Source organism: Coprococcus sp. AF99-45 (genome assembly GCF_027663865.1).
Lineage (GTDB): Bacteria > Bacillota > Clostridia > Lachnospirales > Lachnospiraceae > Allocoprococcus > Allocoprococcus comes.
In genome coordinates this window covers 98,947-120,696 of record NZ_JAQDGZ010000003.1, presented here as the reverse complement: position 1 = coordinate 120,696, position 21,750 = coordinate 98,947, and the positions used below count along the sequence as shown (strand labels likewise).

Annotated in this window: 20 protein-coding genes; 2 read left to right on the top strand and 18 right to left on the bottom strand. The window is 40.1% G+C overall.

Features of this window, described 5'->3' with window-relative positions; all coding sequences use genetic code 11:
* Positions 1-275 precede the first annotated feature (275 nt).
* The 4 genes from ilvC to PGR14_RS03595 form a co-directional block, all read right to left on the bottom strand.
* The gene (ilvC, locus tag PGR14_RS03610) at positions 276-1,295 is read right to left on the bottom strand and encodes a ketol-acid reductoisomerase (protein ID WP_008369340.1); all 1,020 of its coding nucleotides are present in this window, start codon (positions 1,293-1,295) and stop codon (positions 276-278) included.
* Between the two features lie 137 nt (positions 1,296-1,432).
* Complete coding sequence (gene ilvN / locus PGR14_RS03605) at positions 1,433-1,933, bottom strand: acetolactate synthase small subunit (RefSeq protein WP_008369341.1); 501 nt, start codon at positions 1,931-1,933, stop codon at positions 1,433-1,435.
* A gap of 112 nt (positions 1,934-2,045) precedes the next feature.
* On the bottom strand, positions 2,046-3,023 hold the full coding sequence (locus PGR14_RS03600; RefSeq protein ID WP_055155824.1) for a LacI family DNA-binding transcriptional regulator: 978 nt from the start codon (positions 3,021-3,023) through the stop codon (positions 2,046-2,048).
* On the bottom strand, positions 2,981-3,166 hold the full coding sequence (locus PGR14_RS03595) for a hypothetical protein (protein ID WP_156333056.1): 186 nt from the start codon (positions 3,164-3,166) through the stop codon (positions 2,981-2,983). Before PGR14_RS03595 ends, PGR14_RS03600 begins: the two co-directional genes overlap by 43 nt.
* 53 nt (positions 3,167-3,219) lie before the next feature.
* Between PGR14_RS03595 and PGR14_RS03590 the strand changes: the two genes are divergently transcribed.
* A complete protein-coding gene (locus PGR14_RS03590; RefSeq protein WP_055246986.1) occupies positions 3,220-3,843 on the top strand; it encodes an HAD family hydrolase in 624 nt (207 codons plus the stop codon).
* A gap of 194 nt (positions 3,844-4,037) precedes the next feature.
* On the opposite strand, the gene PGR14_RS03585 is transcribed toward PGR14_RS03590, so the two are convergent.
* From PGR14_RS03585 to PGR14_RS03520, 13 genes are all read right to left on the bottom strand, one after another.
* Positions 4,038-4,280: a hypothetical protein gene (locus PGR14_RS03585; RefSeq protein WP_008369354.1), complete on the bottom strand. Its 243-nt coding sequence runs from the start codon at positions 4,278-4,280 to the stop codon at positions 4,038-4,040.
* 166 nt (positions 4,281-4,446) lie between these two features.
* Positions 4,447-5,124, bottom strand: coding sequence for a GntR family transcriptional regulator (locus tag PGR14_RS03580; protein ID WP_270222977.1), 678 nt, complete (start codon positions 5,122-5,124; stop codon positions 4,447-4,449).
* Between the two features lie 30 nt (positions 5,125-5,154).
* Positions 5,155-5,367 carry a hypothetical protein gene (locus PGR14_RS03575; RefSeq protein WP_008369357.1) on the bottom strand — a complete coding sequence of 71 codons (213 nt, stop codon included), beginning with the start codon at positions 5,365-5,367 and terminating at the stop codon, positions 5,155-5,157.
* Between the two features lie 18 nt (positions 5,368-5,385).
* A complete protein-coding gene (locus PGR14_RS16080) occupies positions 5,386-6,858 on the bottom strand; it encodes an ABC transporter ATP-binding protein (RefSeq protein ID WP_055155822.1) in 1,473 nt (490 codons plus the stop codon).
* Positions 6,848-7,843 (bottom strand): ABC transporter ATP-binding protein, encoded by a 996-nt coding sequence (locus PGR14_RS03560; RefSeq protein ID WP_008369363.1) that lies wholly within the window; start codon positions 7,841-7,843, stop codon positions 6,848-6,850. Before PGR14_RS03560 ends, PGR14_RS16080 begins: the two co-directional genes overlap by 11 nt.
* 8 nt (positions 7,844-7,851) lie before the next feature.
* Positions 7,852-9,609 carry an ABC transporter permease subunit gene (locus PGR14_RS03555; protein ID WP_008369364.1) on the bottom strand — a complete coding sequence of 586 codons (1,758 nt, stop codon included), beginning with the start codon at positions 9,607-9,609 and terminating at the stop codon, positions 7,852-7,854.
* An 11-nt stretch (positions 9,610-9,620) separates the two neighbouring features.
* Positions 9,621-10,601: an ABC transporter permease gene (locus tag PGR14_RS03550; protein ID WP_008369366.1), complete on the bottom strand. Its 981-nt coding sequence runs from the start codon at positions 10,599-10,601 to the stop codon at positions 9,621-9,623.
* A 204-nt stretch (positions 10,602-10,805) separates the two neighbouring features.
* Positions 10,806-12,728, bottom strand: coding sequence for an ABC transporter substrate-binding protein (locus tag PGR14_RS03545; RefSeq protein ID WP_227084606.1), 1,923 nt, complete (start codon positions 12,726-12,728; stop codon positions 10,806-10,808).
* Positions 12,729-13,023: 295 nt separating this feature from the next.
* Positions 13,024-14,643 (bottom strand): AAA family ATPase, encoded by a 1,620-nt coding sequence (locus PGR14_RS03540; protein WP_055260746.1) that lies wholly within the window; start codon positions 14,641-14,643, stop codon positions 13,024-13,026.
* Positions 14,640-15,473, bottom strand: coding sequence for a radical SAM protein (locus tag PGR14_RS03535; protein ID WP_195434444.1), 834 nt, complete (start codon positions 15,471-15,473; stop codon positions 14,640-14,642). Before PGR14_RS03535 ends, PGR14_RS03540 begins: the two co-directional genes overlap by 4 nt.
* Positions 15,467-16,828, bottom strand: coding sequence for an ankyrin repeat domain-containing protein (locus tag PGR14_RS03530; RefSeq protein WP_055297412.1), 1,362 nt, complete (start codon positions 16,826-16,828; stop codon positions 15,467-15,469). Before PGR14_RS03530 ends, PGR14_RS03535 begins: the two co-directional genes overlap by 7 nt.
* 406 nt (positions 16,829-17,234) lie before the next feature.
* A complete protein-coding gene (gene rlmD / locus PGR14_RS03525; protein ID WP_055260742.1) occupies positions 17,235-18,410 on the bottom strand; it encodes a 23S rRNA (uracil(1939)-C(5))-methyltransferase RlmD in 1,176 nt (391 codons plus the stop codon).
* A 131-nt stretch (positions 18,411-18,541) separates the two neighbouring features.
* Positions 18,542-19,531, bottom strand: a complete 990-nt coding sequence (locus PGR14_RS03520) for a guanosine polyphosphate pyrophosphohydrolase (RefSeq protein WP_055260740.1) — start codon at positions 19,529-19,531, stop codon at positions 18,542-18,544.
* Between the two features lie 268 nt (positions 19,532-19,799).
* Here PGR14_RS03520 and PGR14_RS03515 point away from each other — a divergent pair, with 268 nt between their 5' ends.
* Positions 19,800-19,961, top strand: a complete 162-nt coding sequence (locus PGR14_RS03515; protein ID WP_156339405.1) for a hypothetical protein — start codon at positions 19,800-19,802, stop codon at positions 19,959-19,961.
* On the opposite strand, the gene PGR14_RS03510 is transcribed toward PGR14_RS03515, so the two are convergent.
* Positions 19,962-21,647 (bottom strand): alpha-glucosidase, encoded by a 1,686-nt coding sequence (locus PGR14_RS03510; RefSeq protein ID WP_055260738.1) that lies wholly within the window; start codon positions 21,645-21,647, stop codon positions 19,962-19,964.
* Positions 21,648-21,750: the final 103 nt, after the last annotated feature.

Below are 21,750 nucleotides of genomic sequence, written 5' to 3'. Positions count from 1 at the left end.
AGCGCGGTTTGGCTGGATGGGTAGTTTGACGGGACTTCTGTTTTGGGGGGGACGCGGAATTGGCGCATAGCGCGATTCCGCTGGGTGTGTTTGTGAGTTTGTGGGTCGAATGATTTACATACAAGCCGGTCAGAGTCTCACAAGCAGAGCTTGTTCGACCGTTGGCGGCGCCAACTAACTAATCAGAAATAGAAGGAGTCCCGGGAAAGCATGCGAGCATGTTTTTCCGGGACTCCTTCTATTTCCGCTTAGCTGACCGGCTTGTTGCCTATCGCTTAGTTATTGATCAGTTTATCTTCACCATTCCAGCTGTAGAGTTTTCTGATTTCTTCTCCTACTACTTCTGATGGATGTTCTGCGGCTTTCTTTCTCATTGCTTTGAAGTGTACCTGACGTCCTGCCGGTGACATGTCGAGAAGGAATTCTTTTGCGAATGTTCCGTCCTGGATGTCTGAGAGGATCTTCTTCATTGCTTTCTTTGTATCTTCTGTGATGATCTTTGGTCCTGTGATGTAATCACCGTATTCTGCTGTGTTGGAGATTGAGTATCTCATTCCGGCGAATCCGCTCTGGTAGATCAGGTCTACGATAAGTTTCATTTCATGGATGCATTCGAAGTATGCGTTTCTTGGATCGTATCCTGCTTCGCAAAGTGTTTCGAAACCTGTCTGCATAAGGGCACATACACCACCGCAAAGTACAGCCTGTTCTCCGAAGAGGTCTGTTTCTGTCTCTACTCTATATGTTGTTTCAAGAAGTCCTGCTCTTGCTCCACCGATTGCAAGACCGTAAGCAAGTGCTCTGTCCCAGGCTTTTCCTGTGTAATCCTGTTCTACTGCGATCAGACATGGTGTTCCTTTTCCTGCCTGATATTCGCTTCTTACTGTATGTCCCGGTGCTTTTGGAGCGATCATTGTTACATCTACATATGCCGGAGGTGTGATGCATCCGAAGTGGATGTTGAATCCGTGTGCGAACATCAGCATGTTACCTTCCTCAAGGTTTGGTTCGATGTCTTTCTTATACATATCAGCCTGAAGTTCATCGTTGATAAGGATCATGATGATATCAGCTTTCTTTGCAGCTTCTGCTGCTGTATATACTTCAAATCCCTGAGCTTCTGCTTTTGCCCATGATTTGCTTCCTTCGTAGAGACCGATAATGACATTGCATCCTGAATCTTTCAGGTTCAGTGCATGTGCATGTCCCTGGCTACCATATCCGATGATAGCTATTGTCTGTCCTTCTAATACTGATAAATTACAGTCTTCCTGATAAAAAATTCTTGCTGCCATTTTTAATTTCCTCCTATGACTTATTGAATTCTATAGAGTTAAAGGCTCCATGCCCCTAGCTTTCTTATGTAACTACTGCTGCATCCCTGAAGGTGCCGCTTTCGAGCTCGTCGCTCTTTTCAAAACGTCTCTCTGCTTTAATCAAACATGATCACATCATCGCTTCCGCGCTTCAGTCCGGTAATACCGGTTCTTGCCAGCTCCAGGATCTCATATCCGTCCAGAAGCTCCATAAACGCTTTCAGCTTTGATTCGGTTCCCGTCAGTTCAATCATCAGACAGTCTTTTTCAACATCAACGATCTTCGCACGGAAAATATCTGCCAGTGAAATAAGTTCTGCTCTTTCAGATGCATTTGCACGAACCTTGATCATAACCAGTTCTCTGCATACTGAATTGCTGTCATTTAACGGCTTAATCTCGATCACATCTTCCATCTTGCGAACCTGCTTCTCGATCTGTGAAAGAATCTGTTCATCTCCACTTGCTACGATCGTGATCCTTGTAAATCTCGGATCTGCAGTTGTACCTGCGGTAATACTTTCAATATTGTACCCCCGTCTGCTGAACAATCCTGCCATACGGCTTAATAGTCCCGGATTGTTATAAACCAAAATTGAATAAGCTTGTTTTCTCATAACATACTCCTTTACTTTACAAAACAGAGTGCGTTCTGTTTTTTTATTGTAGCAATTGACACCACCTTTGTCAAGTAGCTTTCTAAAATTTTATCACTTTAATTCGATTTTATCAATTACAGGAACCTCTAATTATCGTTTTCACACTGATTTTTCCGGATTTTGTCAAAATATATCCTTTTATCATCTGGACATATAATTCTTCAATTGCCTGTCGGACAAATCGTTTTTTGTCAAATTCGACTGTTGTCAGCTGCGGTCGGCAAATGAGTGCTGTTTCTTCTTTTCCGACTGCCATCACTTCAATTTCCTCCGGCACCTTGATTTCCAGATCATGCAGATAACCGACAGCCTCTGCTCCCTGTACGGCAGATGCAAATACGAGCATATCTGCGGATAAAGCAAGCCCTGCCAGCCGGATTTTATAGAACATTCTCCGCAGATCCCTGTCTTTTGGAATTTCCAGATATTGTTCTTCTTCAAGACAGCAGCCTTTTTTTGAAAATATTTTCTGCATTCCCTGCCATACCACTTTTCCGTACTCTTCCGTTCCATCCAGAAACCAGATTCTCTGTTTCTCTCTTTTAAACAGAAACCTTGCGACTTCCTCACCGGCTTTTCCGTAAATCCGGTCTGTTCTGTATATCGCAGCCACCGGAACTGCACACATCTGTCGGATTCTTGTACACGCCTCTTCATTGAGCCAGATACAGATAACCCCATCCAGTTTCCATACCGCCGCATATCGTACAAATTCTTCTGCTGTTTTTACAAAATGCAGCAGCATATAGTATTCCCTCTCATCCAGACTCTTCTCGATCTCACGCAGTATTTCTTCTAATTTTTCACTCTCCTGCTCCCATTCCTGCCTTTTTCCAACAACTACAGCAATCATCCCGGAAGATTTTCCGGAAAGGATACGTGCTCCCATGCTTGGGGCATATTCCTGTTCATCCAGGATCTCCTCTATCCTTTTTCTCGTCTTTCTTGATACTTTTTCCGTTCTTCCATGGATCACATTCGATACAGTTGTTGCACTCACTCCGGCTATTTTTGCAATATCTTTGATCCTGATTTTCCCCTCAGCCATTTCTTTCCCCCATTTATTTCTTTTGTTTTTTCTGTTTCTACTATCTTACACTTCTTTTCTTCTTTCTTACTAATTCGCATTTTTTCGACATCACCTGTAACTTTTCGATAAAATATTTTACAGATCATTGCCCGGATATCCACCTTGTGCTATCCTTAATCTGTTAAATAATTTTTCAGATACAGGAGATTGAATCATGGATGGTATTATATTTGACGTAGACGGCACACTCTGGGACTCAACCGAAGCAGTTGCCAGATCCTGGAATCAGGCGATAGAGGAGAATACAGATTTTTCCCTCTCACTTACAGCAGATTGGCTTAAGTCACTTTTTGGAAAAACAATGGATGAGATCACGCTTGCACTCTTTCCTTCCTGCCCAAAAGAAGAACGTGACCGAATCGGCTATCTTTGCTTTAACTATGAAAATCGGCTGCTTGAAACCGATCACGGTGTTCTTTACCCAGATGTTGCGCAGACACTGGAAAACCTTTCTCAGAAAACCGGCCTTTATATCGTCAGCAACTGCCAGTGTGGATATATCGAAGTTTTTCTAAAAACGATGGGACTCGAAAAATATATCAAAGATTTTTTATGCTTTGGTCAGACACAGGTTCCAAAAAATGAATCCATCCGTCTTCTGATGGAGCGCAATCATCTGCAGGATGTGGTTTATGTCGGAGATACTTCAGGTGATTTTGATGCCTGCCAGAAAGCAGACGTGCCTTTTATTTATGCTTCGTATGGATTTGGTGATATTCCGGATCCACCAAGACAGATTGGCGCAATCAGGGAACTTCCTGCTCTTCTTGGACTGTAGATTTTCTCTGTTTATGTTCCTGGTTCAGGATTATATAGCAGTTTTTTCCATCATTCAGCATCAGCAGAGTCTGCCACCGGTAGTTTCCTTCCATACACATGACAATATAAAAAGATCAGAGTCTGATAATCACATTTTTTATCATTCTCTGATCTTTTTATATTGAATTCTTTCCAGTGGATTTTTCCTTCTCTTTATTCCACATCCTCTTCATCAAATTCACACACCACATAATACCCCTGCGGTGTCTGCTTTACGTCAATCACCTTTCCCTGTCCTGACTTAAGTCTCTGCCATGAACGATAATTGGCGCTCATTGCCACAGCCGGCTCAATCGTATAATAAAAATACGCAGCTACAACGCCCTCTGTCACATCAACAATCTGTCCGGGTTCAACCAGTCCCGGACGCTCCATTTTAAATTCCATCTGTCTCATTTCCGCCTGATACCTGCCTCTTTTTCTATATTGTATTCGTTTTTTCTTGTAATTGCAAGTATTTACACAGTCTGTTTTGTGACGAAGCTTTGAAGTAGAACGCCGCTGTCAGGTGGTCTTTTTAGCCACCTGATCTAAAACAACTGAAATCACATTATCCTTCGTTCTATTCGGATTTCTTACACTGTTTTTCATGCAGAACTTCCGGAACGATCATATAATGCTCCTCAATCAATTTTGCTGTCTTTTCAACAGGCAATTCTTTTATTCCTTTTAAAAGGATCTCATGATTGTAGCGAAGTACATCAAAGGGGATGATGGATTCAACACCCATTGTATAATATCCGCACAAATTGCTTTCCCGGAGCATTGCCCATATTTTATATAAGGTTTCGCACTTTGCTGCTCGAACAATGCATGAATGAAACTGTTCATCATAACACATAATGTGGTACACATCTTTTTCTTTCGCAGCTTTTTCCATCTGCTCCAGACACTCATCCATTTCCCGTTCGATTTCTTCCGGAAGTTTTCCGGCAATGATCCTGATTGCCAGAACTTCCAGGGTAGAGCGGACAAGATATTTTTCCTGCATTTCTTCATAGGAAATCGTCTTTACTGTACTGCCTTTATGAGACTCATAAACAACAAATCCTTCCTCCCCAATATGACGCAGGGCTTCTCTGACCGGTCCCCGGCTTACATAAAACTTCTCCGCAATATCTTCTTCTACAATTCGTTCCCCCGGTTTGATCTTCCCCCGAATGATGTCTTCTCTTAATACATCAGCGATTTGCTGCCAAAGAGTTTTTCTTTGTATTGATGCCTTCCTGGTATAATCCATTCATTCTTCCTTTCAGATTTTTGCAGTTTTTTATAAAAAGAACAGGCTGATCCCCACAATTACTGCCAGTGTAATGGCCAGAGCCGGCCAGAGTGCCCAGAATGCCCCCAAAACCATAGCCAGATAATCTCCCTTTTCAAAAACAATGTTCTGGTCACTCATCTGCTTTTTAAATTCCAGGAACTTTTTATCCTGTTCTTCCAACTGTCTTCCTCGTTTGCTGTATCCTCCAAAAAAGCTCATGCTAATTCCTTTCTGATTTTATGAATCCTTTTCTACTCCGAGTGGATTATGACAGGCTACAAAATGTCCCGGTCTCATTTCCACAAGTTCCGGTGTAATATGCTTACAGATTTCTGTACAGTATTTACATCTTGTATGGAACTTACATCCTTTCGGCGGATGAACCGGACTTGGGATATCTCCTTCAAGCGGGATCATCTCTCTGTTAGAATCTACGTCTGTCGTCGGAATTGCTGATAACAGCGCTTCTGTATATGGATGTGTAGGGTGATCAAACATTTCCTGTGACTCTGCAAGCTCTACGATGTTTCCAAGGTACATAACACCAATTCGGTCACTGATATATTTTACAACACTCAAACCATGTGAAATAAATAAGTATGCAAGATTGTCTTCGCTTCCGAGATCTTTCAGAAGGTTGACGATCTGCGACTGAATGGAAACGTCAAGTGCGGAAACCGCCTCATCGCAGACTACGAATCTTGGTTTCAATGCAAGTGCACGTGCAATACCGATTCTCTGTCTCTGTCCACCGGAGAACTGATGTGGATAACGATGGATCATATATGGTGCAAGTCCACATTTTTCCATGACTTCCATAACATACGCCTGCATTTTTTCATCATTTTTCTTAAAAATGCCATGTGCAAGAAGACCTTCTCCGATGATCTGTCCAACTGTCATACGTGGATTCAGTGATGAGTATGGATCCTGGAAGATCATCTGCATATCTTTACGAAGGAAACGCATTTCTTGTGTTTTCAGTCTCGCAAGATCTACTCCATTATCACGGTATGATTCGTATTTTGTAAAAGCTTCATCATTTTTATATTTGCTGCGGAGTTCTTCTAACTTCTTCTCCGCTTTTTCAAGTTCCACTTTCTTCTCTGCGATTTCTTTTGTCTTATCGACACCTTCCATCTGGTTTTCTTCATTTAAACCGCTGATCACTCTGGCAACTTTGAATTTTTCAAGCAGTAACTGTTCTGCTTCTTTTGTGTCATCTAAGCTATAGAATCCACCAATGATCTGAACAAGATTCAGGAATTCCATATTACATTTCTTCTGGATATTTTCATATTCGGCCTGTTTCTGGAATTTTTCCGCAGAATCTTCCATTTTTTCATATTCCGCTTTTAATGCTTCTGCCTTCGCTTCTAATTCGGCAATTTTCTTTTTACCAGAAGAAATATTTTTGATTGTTTCGTCTACATAAAGCGGTGCCATATCGGTAAGAGTTCTGCCGTAATACATTGTCTTACCTTCTGTCTGTTTGTAGATCTGAAGTAAAGTTCTTCCAAATGTTGATTTTCCACATCCGGATTCTCCAACAAGACCAACTGTTTCTCCTTCGTAAATATTCAAAGTAATTCCGTCATTGGCTCTTACATACTCCTGCTCTTTCTGGAATAACTTTGTTTTCTTAAGTGGAAACCACTGTTTCAGATCCGTGACCTTCAAAAGCACTTTCTTTTCATCATTATTTGGCATGGCGTGCCTCCTTATCCGGGTAGAAACAACGAATCAAGTGATTGTCTTCTGCCAACTCTAATTTTGGTTCTTCATTCATACATTTCTCTGTTGCATATTTACAACGCGGAGCAAATTTACATCCCTTCGGAAGATTGAGCGGATGAGGTACTGCTCCCGGAATTGCCTCAAGTCTTGCTCCGACCGGTGTATCCAGACGTGGAATTGAAGTCATAAGTCCTTCCGTATATGGATGTGAACAGGTTGTCTCTTTTGCAAAGATAGTTCTTGCTTTACACATTTCCACAACCTGACCACAATACATAACTGCCACTTCATCTGCCATCTGGTTGATAACTCCAAGGTCATGTGTAATGAACAGAATAGAGGTCCCTTTTTCCTTTTTCAGTTCATTCATCAGCTTTAAGATCTGTGCCTGAATGGTAACGTCCAAAGCAGTAGTCGGTTCGTCAGCGATCAGAAGACTTGGTTCGCAGGCAAGAGCCATGGCGATCATAACTCTCTGACGCATTCCACCTGACAGCTGATGCGGGAACTGTTTCATAACAGATTCCGGATTCGGGATCTTAACAGCTTTTAACATTTCAAGTGATTTCTCACTTGCTTCTTTTTTTGTGATTTTCTGATGGGTTAAATAAACTTCATTTAACTGTTTTTCGATCGTATATACCGGGTTCAAACTTGTCATCGGTTCCTGGAAAATAACGGAAATCTCATTTCCACGAATCTGGTACATATCATTGATTGTACACTCCGCAAGATTTCTTCCCTTGAAAGTAATTGTACCGCTGTCGATATATCCGTTTCCATCCAAAAGTTTTAAGATACTCATTGCCGATACACTCTTTCCACTTCCGGATTCTCCTACGATACCTAATGTTTTCCCAGGCTCTACTCGATAGGAAACACCGTTGACCGCTTTTACAATTCCTTTTTTTGTCTTAAAAAATGTATGTAGATCATCTACTTCCAATAAATATGCCATCGTTATTCCTACCTTTCATTTGCTTTCGGGTCAACTGCTCTACGAAGTCCGTCACCAAACAAGTTGATACTTACAGTACAAAGTCCTAATACAACTGACGGGAATACCCATCTCCACCAGTACTGTGAGATAACTTCTGAAGAACGACAGTTGTTCAGCATATTTCCCCATGAAGGAATTGGCTCTGCAACACCGAATCCTAAGAATGATAATCCGGATTCTGTCAGCATACAGGTTGCAAATGAGATTGTTGCCTGTACGATAATGATCGTCATTACGTTCGGTACGATATGACGGAAAATAATATTCTTTTCTTTTACACCCAGTGCTTTTGCAGCGACAACGAATTCTTTGTTACGTTCTGCAAGCACCTGTGCACGGACAAGACCTGCGATACCGGTCCATCCGAGGAAACCGAGGATCAACATGATCATGATGATTCTTCCGACATCAGATACTTTATTTCCGATCAAAGCAGAAAGGATCAGTGCCAGCGGGATAAACGGAAGGGATCCGACAACCTCTGCCAGACGCATAAGAAGGATATCCACAGTTCCACCGTAGTATCCGGAAATACCCCCTACTAAGATACCGATCGCGAACTGGATGATAACAGCGATGAATCCGACTGTCATAGTCATCTGTCCACCCTTTAAGATACGGTAGAATACGTTTCTTCCAAGATTATCTGTTCCAAGTAAGTAACCTTTCAGTCCCCATGTCACAACAGAGCCGTCTTCTTTGATAATACAGTTCTGATAATAGCCGGAAGCTAATTTTGCAATATTGGTTGCCTTAGCAGGAACCTTTGCCTGATTATTTTCATTTCCGCCCCAGGCTACTGCGTTTCCATCTTCTGTCACAACAACAAGATGGTTACGTCCACCTGAAATATCCACTGCTTTGCCCTGCACTTCTTCCGGTACGGAGAAAATATGGTTGTGATTGTTTCCCCAGACTTTTACAGTACCATCTTTTAATACAGCTGCTGCTGCTTTATCTGTTAAAGCGATTTTTTCTACTTTTCCCTGAATCTCTTCCGGTACATTATCTAAAGCAGTTTCTTTCTTTGCAAGCGAGATGACTTTTCCATCCTTTGTAAGGGCAATGGCTGTCTGAATATTTGCTTTTACTTCTTTGACTTTTTCATCCTTTACATTAGCTGTAGAAATATCAACTGCACTTGTATTTCCCCATGAAACAACTTTTCCGTCTTCTGTTACAACAACGGATACCTGATATCCTGCTTCAATGTCAGCAATCTTTTTGCCTTTCAGTTCCGGCGGAATCACATTAAGACCCATTCGGTTGAAGCCCCAGGTGTATAAGGTACCTTTATCGTTGATTGCCAGCACGTGGTCCTGACCAACTGCGATATCAACAACTTTTCCCATATCAGCCGGAATTTTTTTCAGGTTTTTCGTTAACTGTCCCCACTCATAAACGTAACCGTCTTTGTCTACTCCTACACCATATGTCGGACCAAATTCAATCACTTCGGCATTGTCTTTTAAATCTGACGGAACCGAAAGGAATGAAAATCCCGGTGCGATATTTTTCTGTGTTGGATCCTGATAGTTTAAATCCTGGTGAAACCAGATCGGAAGGATGAAGCACATTGCAAAAATTGATACAAATACGATCAATCCTCCCATAGCCAGTTTGTTTTCCAGCAGATTTTTTATAATCGTACGAAAAGGACTTTGCATCTGTTCTTCTTCAAGAACGGAACGCTGCTCTTTTTCTTTCTTCTTTCCAAATAACATTTGTCTTCCTCCTAATCGAGTTTAATTCTTGGATCAACGATACAGTAACATAAGTCTGTGATCAGGTTTGCAGCAAGTCCTAACAAAATGTAAAACATCTGCATGGACAGTGCGACTGTATAGTCATGCTGGTTCAAGGAATCGATCAGAAGTTTTCCGACACCTTTCCATGAGAACAGAGTCTCAATGATAACCGCTCCACCAAAGATACCTACGATAGAGCCTACGATCCAGCCTGTGATCGGGATCATCGCGTTACGGAACGCATGTTTGTAAATAACAGTTTTTTCTTTCAGACCTTTGGCACGGGCTGTTCTTACATAATCCATAGATAATGCATCAAGAAGAGCTCCTCTGACATAACGGATCAGACCACCGATACCTGTCAGACATACAATAATAGGAAGTGCCATATGATATAAATAATCTAAGAATGCACGGAAGCCTGTAAAATTTGCACCCGTTGTGACCATTCCACTGATTGGAAAGATCGGAATTTTAATTGCAAACAGGTAGATAAAGATCAGCGCCGAAATAAATGAAGGAATACTGATACCGATCATAGTTGCTACCTGGAGTGATGTATCAAACACCGTGTCTTTTTTTACCGCACATTTGATTCCCAGCGGAATTCCGATTGCGAAAAGGAAAATATAATATACAACGTTCAGGGCGATTGTATTTTTCATCGGAGGTCCGATCAGTTCTTTAACCGGAATACGATATACGGTAGAGTAACCGAAATCTCCCTGTAAGATATTTCCCATCCAGCTTAAATACTGAACCGGAATCGGTTTATCAAGTCCGAGACGTACTCTTGCCTGTTGATAAAGCATCTCATACTGTTCCGGTGAAACACTCTGCTTTTGTCCCTCGACCATAAGTCTGGCAGGGTCACCAGGTACCATTTTAAAAATACCAAACAGTAAGATGGAAAGCAGGAAGAATACTATAATAATATAACCAAGTCTTTTCAATATGTATTTTGCCATAATGTAGTTTTCTCCTTCTGGATGAAATAGTTATTCCTGAATTATTCATGACATGTGATTCTGTCTGAACCATTACCATAATTTTGTTTTCGTATAAAGAAAAGATACGGGAAGACAGAACATTTGCCTTTGTTCTGTCCTCCCTGTTTTGTCATGCATATCAAAAGTTAATAGAATTGATCTATTCTGATGAATCCTTTATGCTTATTCTTCAAAGTATGCATCTAATACCATTGCTCCCCATCCCACATGAGCTCTAGGAACGAAATTCTTAAGCTTCGGATTGAAGAACATATAAGAAACTCCTGATCCCATTGGAAGACTTGGAAGTTTTTTGTTGTATGCCAGCTGGAATTCTCCATATAATTTTCTGAATCCGTCAATGTCTTCAGGATCAACTTTCTGCATCTCTTTACCGATTGCTTTTAATTCCGGATCGGAAATGTAGTTAACATTCCAGCTTCCCATTAAACTCGGATCGTCATCGAAGCAGTTCCAGTAGAAGAGAATTTCCGGAATTCCGATACTACTGTAGAAAATGTTATATTCTGGTTCATCGATACCCTGGCGATTCAAATGGTTGATCATAAGTGCAAAGTCCATAGATGTGTATTTGTATTCCATACCGATCTTTTCTGCTTCCGGTGGGATTACTGTGTTGTAAAGTTTTGAGTAGTCATCTTCACAGCATGCTACTTCAACTTTTAATTTCATCAATTCACCATCTACTTCTTTATAACGGTATTTGTCTGTACCTTCTTTGTACTCTTCACCTTTTTCGTTCAGTGTCCAACCACCATCGATGAGTTCCTGTTTTGCTTTATCAAGGTCATATGAGTAGTGAATCAGTTCAGATTCAATATCATCTTTGATTGCTGCAAAATCTGTTGTAGCATCTGTTGCATAACAGTCTACCACTGTACCGTATCCGCCTGTTAACTGTTTGTTGATTTCATCACGGTCTACGATATAAGCGATTGCACGTCTTACTTCTTCAAACTGTGTCGGTCCAAAGTCACACATATAACGCATCTCGTTGATACGTGTTCCCGGTACAAGACCATAGTTTGCATCTAATTTTCCTTCTTCTACTTTTGTTAAAGCAGCTTCGATCTTTTCTCCTGTACCTGCCGAGTAGAAATCAATTGTTCCTTTTTCAAATTCGTCACGGATTGTTTCATCTGCAACCGGTTTGGAAATAATTGTCTGGATATGTGGTTTTGTTCCATCATATGTTCCAAGGTATTCTTCGTTGATTTCAAGTTCAACAGTTTCAGTTGTAAGGTCAACACTCTTTAATTTGTAAGGTCCGCATACAACCGGTGCTTTGTAACGGAATCCTTTATCCGGATCAAGCAAGGTTTCTCTGATGAGATCTTCTGTAAATCCGTCTGTAAGGTATGCTCCGTTTCCATCATCTTTCACGTCGCATCCAGGAGCGATTGCTGCAAGCGGTTCCGGTCCATAGGCAACATTTGCCATCTCATAATAGTTCGGAAGCTGATCTGCACTGATTGTCATAGAAAATTCGTAATCCCCAAGAAGGTTAACACCTGCGAATTCTTTTGTTGTTCCCTGTACATGATCGTTGTATCCAACTAAAGCCCATCCGTATGTTGCATCACCTTCACAGGCTGCAAATTCCGGAGAAGAATGAAGCAGAAGACTGAATACATAATCTTTTGCTGTAATCGGAGAACCGTCACTCCATTTCAGGTTATCATTGATTTCAAAACGGTATGTCTTGCTTCCGTCATCGTTTTCGATTACTTCGTGATCTTTAACAACAACCGGGTCCCAATCAAGAACATAATCACGATTGTAATCAGCGAGGGCGTAACCACTCATCAATCCAATGAATCCGGAGTTTGTTGCATTGTTTGACCATCCGCCGTACATATCCGGTGATAAGGTACCTGGTGAGATCGCAACTACAACCTGTCCTCCTACAGGTGCATCTTCCGGCGGTGCACTCTGCATGTCCTCGGTTACCTCAACTCCAACCTGTTTGCTTTCACCATCATCCTGATTATTCTGGTTCTTGCTGGAAGCTCCTCCACCGCCACAGGCTGTGACCGAGAGTACCATGATACCAGCCAGCATGAGGGCTATCATTCTCTTTTTCATTTTGCATTCCTCCATAAATGTAAACTTTGTGTTAAGACAATTATAACATTTTACCAATTAAACATCTATTATCGTTTTCGTTTTTGTGCATTTTTGTGGAATACGACGTATTTTTATTGTATACAAAAAAAACAAGTCTTTCGTGGACGGATTTTACTACATATATGAACGATATCTGTTTTTCATTCACACACATTCAGATTGTTAACAGTCTACAATTTGTGCATTTTTAACAAATTGTTAAATGTTGACATTTGACTAAAAACAAAAAAAATCTTGTTGCAACAAAATCATTTCAATATCGTTTTTTTATTAAATTAAAAAGTCTATCTGCAGTATCCGGTCCTGTTTTGCCAGTTTGCTTTGATTGATTAACTCCTACAAATGAATTCTTCGAAAGCCTTGTTGCAAACACAAGATAATCCTTAAACAACTCGACAGCTTCATTCTGAATAACATTTGCAGCGATAATAACGTCAATGCCTGGATTATGATTCTTTAACTCATCAATAATCCTCATTATTGATTTTCCAGTATTAATCACACTATCAACAATAACTACTCTCTCTGTATTAATCACAGGAGCATCATCTTGCTTCGGGTTCATCGAATAAAAAATGCCGCCTGCTCCCATATATACTCCGTCACCAAAAAACCTGCCACCTCGTTCCAAAACTAAGATTGATGTATTTTTCTCTGGGAATACGGCAGCAATGTGCCTTCCTATTTTTTCTCCTAAACGCACATGTGCTGCTGCCAGCCTACTTCCACTTATTCCTGAATTCGATTTGCAGATAGCAATATCAGCTTGTACTTCTTCGTCCTCATCAGCCAATATCACCAAAGAATGATCGTAAATCGGCACCAAGCCTGATAAGCTTTCATTCTTCAATGATCTGCTTATTCGCTTACCAATATACAGAAATCCTTTATCAGCCTCGCGTAACATATATAAATCAATCTTGCTATCTCCATAGGCAAAAATAGTGTATCCATGTTCTCGCAATTGCTTTACGACATAATACTTAACATCTGCACTTATGTATGGACTAGCAAATATAGTTCCAAGATTCTTAGCATTAGCAATATCGCTCCACAAATCTTTTATTCCAGAAGAAAGTACAACATAATTATTCGATGCAACTATGTCATACACTTCATTATTAATTGTTATCTCTGCAATTTTAGATTTGTCAATAGACGCGGTTTGTAATTCCTTTTCAAAAAGAAATGATTGATAGCCAGTATAAAAATCTCCATCGAAGATCTTTGTCTTGCCATTACAACAGAACCTATATGAATCTTGAATAATAATGGTTTTATCTCCGTCAACTATATACAAGATATCCTGCTTGTTGAACTGCTCCATTATTTGATTACAGATATCTGTCGCTAAATCGTAGGAGCTGAAACCTTCTCGAAGTAAAGATAAGAAATCAAAAAACTTATTCTGTTCTTCTTCATTATCACTGACAACGTAAAAGTCCTTATTTCGCCTATGACATTCCTCTCTAAGATTATTTATTTCAAATTCCTGCCATTGTCTTAACGACTCAATGGACTCGCCAGCAAACTTACCATTTTTCTCTGACAAAGCATATCTTTCCTTAAGATTTTCCGGAGAACAATACAGATAAATAAAGATATCGTACAACTCTCCGTCAGCCTCAGTAAATGCAACAGTTTCCATAAATGAATAGTGTCCATCTGAAACAATTACTTCATCATTCAAACCATTAATATATTCTGTGTATTTAATTCTAACTTGATGTTTCTCTTCTTCTGATAGTTCCAAAAAGGAACCACCGCAAATACGTCTCAACTCCTGGCTGCCATTAATAACCTTTGCATCAGTGATTCTATCCATCAATGTACTTTTGCCTGCACAAGGCATTCCATATAATGCTATCTTCAACCAGTAAACACCTCCTTGAAACAACAGCTTCTGTCAAAATCGATAACGTCAAAACTGACCTCATTTAGAGGTGTGTCGTAAGGCATTGAAAAAGGTAAATCGATACAATTACCACATATGAATATCTTTCCATTTGCGTAAAAAATATTATCCATTCCTGCACCACACATACCACCATACATGGTACAGTCGTAGCCACCAGTTCTAACATTCAATCGTTCCATCGCCTTATTCAAGAACGCATTAAAATCAGGTAACGATATCCCCTGTTTTCCAATCATCCTAGAAAACGTGATCCTATTACCAAATTGTTCAAAGAACCCTATGGTCGCTTCCGGATTATCAATGATCTCTTTTCCAACAGTACAATTCATAGAAGGATACTTTCCATTCACTTCTTTGTATAAAGCTATATTTGCCATCACTCGCTCATGAGTTCCACATCTATACTTGTCGTGAATAGCAGAGATTCCATCTACTGAAAAGCCAACATTTACATTGTATTCTTTGAAGAATTCTAACTTCTCACGATCAACTAAAAGACCGTTTGTAATGGTGTATGCAGCAATTCTTCCAGATTTCAAATAATCTCCAATATGAGCGATATACTGCTTAAATTTTTCATAATCTAACATTGGTTCTCCATTACCCACGAACCCTAACTTAAACAAATCAATATCGTTGTCTTCAATATGCGAAGTAATAATATCAAGGATAGTAATTACATCCATATTGTCCTCTTGAATGTAATCCTTCTTCTCATGAAAATGGCAATAAGTACAATTGAGATTGCATCGATTATTTATCGATATACAAGCTCGTGTTACCATCTTCTATTCCCCCTCTTCTGACTATTCGTATTGTTACCTCTATTAAACTGCTTTCTTGTAGGACCAGATTCATGATACTCACTAACCCAATCAGCAGCAGTTTTACCATCAATGTCAACGATCTTCTGATCAGCTCCTGCATCAATGAGTATCTTTCGAATATCCCAAGTATGCTTTTCCTTATTATTTTCAAAGTGACCATTCATGCAGGCCTTCATGAGCGCAGTAAATCCATTAGCGTCCTGCTGGTTAATACTGGTTCTTTCATCCTCACATAAAGCAATTACAAAATCCTTCTTTCCCTCCCAGGCAGCAATCATTAATGGCATATTGCCCTCATTCTTCTGGCGTACTTTTCCGGCATCAAAAGGATTTCTACTTCCAACATTAGGATTTGCCTTACACTCTAAAAGCAAAAACATAAACATCTCATAATCCTTCATCTGCACTGCATGCGATAGAGCAGGGAAATATCTACGACTGCAATCACGCTTATTAACATCTGCACCAAGCTGAATGAGCCATTTGATTTTTTCTTTTCTTTGCTCAATTGTGACCCTATTATTTCTTACAGCAGAAATAATAAGGGTATTTCCATCCTGAAGATATGCATTAACTTCGTCTGCTGTCGGTTCTTCGCATTCCTCATATGAATCTGCGTAATAAGCGTCAATTCTAGCCAATTTAGTCATATTGATAAGATCCTGCTTAGTAGCCATATATTCTCTAAGATGTAATGCTGAAACGGATTCATGCCCTTTAAGATATGCTGAATAATCGGTGTCCTCTGTTATGATATCTACTTTGCAGTGATATGTATCAGAAGCCTCCTGTGCAATATATATTATTTTGCAATCTTCGTTATCTTCATCAGCATCGCCATTATATTCCATAAGAATTGTACGAGAACCATAGCTAATACCACGAATAACTTCCCAAGCCTTTCTCCCAAGAGAACCTGAGTTCTTATTCTTTATATTATCTAATTCATCAACAACTACCTTTGGAATAACTACCTTGCTATATTCCTTGTTCAGTTCATCAATTAACTGTGAATTCTTAAGTAACGCTGAAGTATCTGGAACTGCAGCCTTCTCCCCTCTCAAAAATTGTTCGGTCTGTGATTCTGACATTCCAAAAACCTTACAATATTTTCTTGCCATTTCCAATAGAGTTTTTTCTGCAGTTTTTCCACCTTCAACACGTGAAATAGACGACTTGTTCATACCAGTTCCTGGTTCCAAGCCCTCTAATACATCAATCTTCTTCGCCATGTCAGCCATGGTACAGCCATTCTTTTCACGAAACTCCTTCAATCTCGAACAAAGGAAAGCTATCTGATTATCATTTGCCATAAGTAACGCCCCTTTCACAGGTATGTATGTAATTTGATTATTGGCTTTATCTCATACTCTCATTATATACATCGTTGCATTTTTCACAACGAAAAGGGGTGTTTTTGCAACAAATATTCAAAAGGCGCAACTCATCACTTCATTTACTTAATATATGCAACTAAATGAAGCTACTTGCAACAACACAAATGTGGTTTTTTTCAAAGTTCCGTTTTTCGGATCAACGAAAAACTCCACAATGAAAACAGGTCCTTGGCCTAACAAAAATAACCTTCTGGCGTACCACTGGAACAAGTACGCCAAAAGGCTTTCTGGTGTTAAATCATTTTCAATTTTTCATCACACGCACATATTTTTCCGCACTATTTTGTGAATATGTTTATTAAAATAGTGCTTTCAAACCCGCTTAAACTGGGCATTTCTTTGAAAGGAGACAGACTGTTTCAACGTGTTCCGTAAACGCAAACATTTCCACCGGCTGTATCTTTTTTACCTGATATCCTTTTTTTGTCAGATACTTCAGATCTCTTGCCAGTGTCTCCGGATTGCAGGAAATGTACACGATCTTCTCCGGTCCCATCTTCACTGCAGATGCCATAAATTTTTCATCACTTCCGGCTCTCGGCGGATCCATAAACAGCACATCCATACTATTTCCCTCTGCTGCCATCGTCTCCATAAACTCCCCGGCATCTCCCTGGAAAAATCTCACATTCCGGATCTGATTCTCTTTTGCATTTAATATTGCATCCTTCACGGCATCCTTATTAAGTTCCACACCGACTACTTCTTTTGCATGTCCCGATGCGATCAGACCGATCGTTCCGATTCCGCAATAGGCATCGATCACGCTTTCTTTCCCTGTCAGATGTGCAAATTCAATCGCTTTCTGATAAAGGATCTCCGTCTGCACCGGATTTACTTGATAGAAGGACTTTGGTGAAATCCGGAAAGTACACCCGCAGAGTTCATCCCGGATAAATCCTTTCCCATATAACACTTTTTCTCTCTCCCCAAGGATCATACTGGTCTTTCTGTCGTTGATATTAAGGACAACCGTTGTAATCTCCGGATGCTCTTTTCTGAGTGCTTTTACGAAATTATTAGACGATGGAAAGATTGGTGATCCAAGCACCAGAACCACCATAATCTCTCCGCTTTTAAACCCTCTTCTGATCAGCACATGACGGAACAAGCCATATCCTGTATCTTCATCGTAGGTTTTGATCTTAAAAGATTTCAAAAGTCCCCGGATCGTCCGGATGATCTCCTGACTCTTTTTGTCTTCGATCAGACAGTTTTCAACAGGAACGACCCGGTGTGTCTTCGCTTCATAGGTTCCGGATACGATATTTCCCTTTCGGTCTCTGTCGAATACGGCGTGTACTTTATTTCTGTAATAATACGGATTCTCCATTCCGATGATCGGTTCTACTTTTCCGTATTTTGACAACAGAGCGTTCACCATTTTCTGCTTCTTTTTCAGCTGCTCCTTATATGGCACTCCCTGATACTGGCATCCTCCGCATTTTTTTGCCACTTTACAGGCTTCCGGTTCTGTCTGTTTTTTCTTTTTTTCCATTTTTTACCTCTCTTCTTTTTTTATTCTTTTCTCAAAAGAGATCCGGCATATTATCCAGATACAACTCTTCTCTGACCTGGAGATGGTAATATGCTTTTTTTGTATCTGATGTATTCATTCTTATAACCCTTTTAATCGTTCAGATCCGTCTGGAATCTTGATAAATGTTCATACGGCAGGATCAGTCTCCCCCTGTATAATCCGCATCCGTCATTGATGAGACTATTATTTGCCGCAGCAAACATATTAACTTCCAGATCCTTCAGTTCCAACCCCAGAAGCCGCATTCCTCTTTCGTATGCCTCATCAAAATAAATGCATTCTCCTTCCGGAATAGCTTCTCTTCTTGCCCTGACTTTTTCCTGTTCCTTCTCGTAGGCCTGGTGATTTGCCGCTCCAATCTCCGCTATATCATCCATCTTCTTTGTCCGCAGTTGTACTTCCATGTAACTTCTCGAACAGTTATCATAAAACGTGATGTGGAGTGATTGATAGCTGCCTCCGCTTCCATTGGAAATATAATCCCGATAATAAGGTTTCACCGCCTCATCCATAAAAGGAGATGTACTTTCAAGCACCCCTTTTGCAGGTTCTGCCGTAAATCCTCTTTCCTCCAGAAACACCGGAAGAACATTCGCGATCCTGTATAAATACTTGATTTCCTCTTCTTCTCGCAGTTTGTCATCCCTGATATGGCATTTTGGAAGAGAAATTACCAGACGGTATGCGATAATATCCCGAAAGCAGCTCAGTTTTTCCCTTAGGTCAGGCACCGGCGGATAGGTATGATGTTTTTCATAATAATCATAAATATATTCTACAATATACCCGTTGAATTTTTCCTCTGCGCGGATCAGGGACTTGATCCTTCCTTTAAAAGTAAAAGCAAGCAGAGGATATTCCTGTACCATGTATTTATAAAAATCCCTGATTTTCTGCGACTGTGCAGTAAGGAAATCATTGTGTTCAAGCAGTTCCCTGAACTGGATCAGGAAATTGGAATGGATGAGATCTATTTCATTGTGATTCTTCTTTGCTTCTTTCTTCAGATCCACTGTATAATTTCTTAAAATCCGAAAAATCGTATCACCTGAATATAAATAGTCATTTAATGTGATCATACGTTCCACCCTTTCTATTTGATTTTCTTATACAGTATAGCAGAATCTGGCTGGATTGGATACCGTTTTGTTAAATAGAAGCAGGGATTGATCTGCTGCATATAATCCAGCAAGGTCAATCCCTGATTTATCATATTTCTAAAATAAAAGCTGAAGCCCCATAGCAATGATCCACATATACGCACATGTCTTCAGAATCATCAATAATCTGACTTTTGGTTTTGTTTTACTGAATAGTGTTACCAGAGTGTAGCATCCAAAGGAGATAATGATAGCGGCAATCAAATCAAAAATCAAATATCCGACATCAAATGCTCCTTTCGGATCTGCTTACGAAGAACATACTGCCATCAAGGATACTGCAGCAGAGGTAAGAGTGCTTCGCAAAAGACGTCTGATTCAAAAAGAGATCCGGGAATTATATAGTTAGTTACTTGTGGTTTTCCAGCTCCAGAACAACCACTTCACAACTACGTAAATTCAATGAATCCTTTTCACAATCTACCGTTCCATCTATACGGTTCGATAACCATACTTTTTCGATTTCGCTCTTCAGTTTGATTGTTGCAGCATCCTTTCCGAAATTAGCAGCCACAAGAATGCACTTGGATTCATCTTTACGATAAAATGCCATGACTCCATCCACATTTTCATATTCCGGAAGAAATTCTCCATAGGTAAATACTTCTTTCAGTTCATCCGATTTACGCAGTGCAACCAGTTTGCGATAATAATTCAAAACTGAATCCGGATCCTGTTCCTGAGCTTCCACATTCACGTCTTTAAATAAAGGATTTACCTTTAACCATGGAGTTCCTTTTGTAAAACCGCCATTTTCCCCGCTCGTCCATTGCATCGGTGTTCTTGCATTGTCACGGCTCATACGGCTGCATACTTCCAAGGCTTCCTGATCCGATAATCCAGCTTCACGGGCAGTATGATACTGGTCTTTTGTACTGATATCATCAAATTCCTCCATGCTGTTCCATTTGGCATTTCTCATACCGATTTCCTGCCCCTGGTAAATGAAAGGAATTCCTCTGAGGAGAAGGCTTATGGTACCAAGCATCTTGATTCCGTCCGGTGTCTGAGCATAAGATGGCAAAAATCTGGATGCCCCTCTTGGCTCATCGTGATTTTCAATGATATTCGCCTTAAAGCCATACTTCTGTGTTTCTAATTGTGCCTGAATGATCGCAGCTCTCCATTTCGCAAATTCCAGCTTCGGAGCATCATACCATCCATGTTCTCCATCAGTGAGCGTATGGGCGCTAAAATCAAATATCGTTGAAAAATGACCGGTTTCTCCAATAAATTCCGGTAATTCATCCGGTTTCATGTTAAATACTTCTCCGACTGTAAAGGCATCATACTTTTCAAAAGTTGATTTTTTCAGATCTTCCAACAGCTCTCCTACTCCGTCTACACTTTCAACCATCTTCCAGCAGCTTGCCAGACCATCTTTCCCATCCGGTGCAAAATCAGGAAAGTTCAGATCCTTCTTAATGTTTATGATCGCATCGATTCGAAAACCGGAGAGACCTTTTTCCAGCCACCAGTTGATCATTTTGTACAGTTCCTGCCGTAACTTCGGATTTTCCCAATTCAGATCCGGCTGTTCCTTTGCAAACATGTGAAAATAATATTTGTCCGTTCCCGGTACCTTTTCCCAACAGCTTCCTCCAAAATAGGAACGGTAATTGCTCGGTGGATTGCCGTTTTTTCCCTTGCGGAAATAAAAATAATCCGCAAACGCTCCATCTGGATCAGCAAGTGCTTTCTGAAACCACTCATGTTTATCGGAGCAATGATTAATAACCAGATCCATAATAATATGCATGTCTCGTTTTTTTGCTTCTGCCAGCAGTTCATCAAATTCTTCCATTGTTCCGAATTCTTCTGCAATTGCATAGTAATCCGCAATATCATATCCCTGGTCTACAAATGGTGATTTATAAATAGGTGATAACCAAATAATATCGATTCCTAATTTTTTCAGATAATCCAGTTTAGAAATAATTCCTCTCAGATCTCCGATTCCATCTCCATTTGTATCCAGAAAACTCTTTGGGTAAATCTGATACGCTACTTTGTCATGCCACCACTTTTTTCCCATTTTTATCAACCTCTTTCATATATAATCATAGTATTTGTTCGCCATTGCGTTATTGCTTTAGCTGTATTATACTGCTATTATAAAATCTTATTTTTGACAAATC

Coding starts and splice junctions, on each gene's coding strand:
- PGR14_RS03550 (WP_008369366.1), bottom strand. CDS start 10,601: ATGGCAAAATACATATTGAAAAGACTTGGTTATATTATTATAGTATTC.
- PGR14_RS03555 (WP_008369364.1), bottom strand. CDS start 9,609: ATGTTATTTGGAAAGAAGAAAGAAAAAGAGCAGCGTTCCGTTCTTGAA.
- PGR14_RS03590 (WP_055246986.1), top strand. CDS start 3,220: ATGGATGGTATTATATTTGACGTAGACGGCACACTCTGGGACTCAACC.
- PGR14_RS03535 (WP_195434444.1), bottom strand. CDS start 15,473: ATGGTAACACGAGCTTGTATATCGATAAATAATCGATGCAATCTCAAT.
- ilvN (WP_008369341.1), bottom strand. CDS start 1,933: ATGAGAAAACAAGCTTATTCAATTTTGGTTTATAACAATCCGGGACTA.
- PGR14_RS03560 (WP_008369363.1), bottom strand. CDS start 7,843: ATGGCATATTTATTGGAAGTAGATGATCTACATACATTTTTTAAGACA.
- PGR14_RS03530 (WP_055297412.1), bottom strand. CDS start 16,828: ATGGCAAATGATAATCAGATAGCTTTCCTTTGTTCGAGATTGAAGGAG.
- rlmD (WP_055260742.1), bottom strand. CDS start 18,410: ATGGAAAAAAAGAAAAAACAGACAGAACCGGAAGCCTGTAAAGTGGCA.
- PGR14_RS03520 (WP_055260740.1), bottom strand. CDS start 19,531: ATGATCACATTAAATGACTATTTATATTCAGGTGATACGATTTTTCGG.
- ilvC (WP_008369340.1), bottom strand. CDS start 1,295: ATGGCAGCAAGAATTTTTTATCAGGAAGACTGTAATTTATCAGTATTA.
- PGR14_RS03510 (WP_055260738.1), bottom strand. CDS start 21,647: ATGGGAAAAAAGTGGTGGCATGACAAAGTAGCGTATCAGATTTACCCA.
- PGR14_RS03515 (WP_156339405.1), top strand. CDS start 19,800: ATGATAGCGGCAATCAAATCAAAAATCAAATATCCGACATCAAATGCT.
- PGR14_RS03545 (WP_227084606.1), bottom strand. CDS start 12,728: ATGAAAAAGAGAATGATAGCCCTCATGCTGGCTGGTATCATGGTACTC.
- PGR14_RS03580 (WP_270222977.1), bottom strand. CDS start 5,124: ATGGATTATACCAGGAAGGCATCAATACAAAGAAAAACTCTTTGGCAG.
- PGR14_RS16080 (WP_055155822.1), bottom strand. CDS start 6,858: ATGCCAAATAATGATGAAAAGAAAGTGCTTTTGAAGGTCACGGATCTG.
- PGR14_RS03575 (WP_008369357.1), bottom strand. CDS start 5,367: ATGAGCTTTTTTGGAGGATACAGCAAACGAGGAAGACAGTTGGAAGAA.
- PGR14_RS03585 (WP_008369354.1), bottom strand. CDS start 4,280: ATGAGACAGATGGAATTTAAAATGGAGCGTCCGGGACTGGTTGAACCC.
- PGR14_RS03600 (WP_055155824.1), bottom strand. CDS start 3,023: ATGGCTGAGGGGAAAATCAGGATCAAAGATATTGCAAAAATAGCCGGA.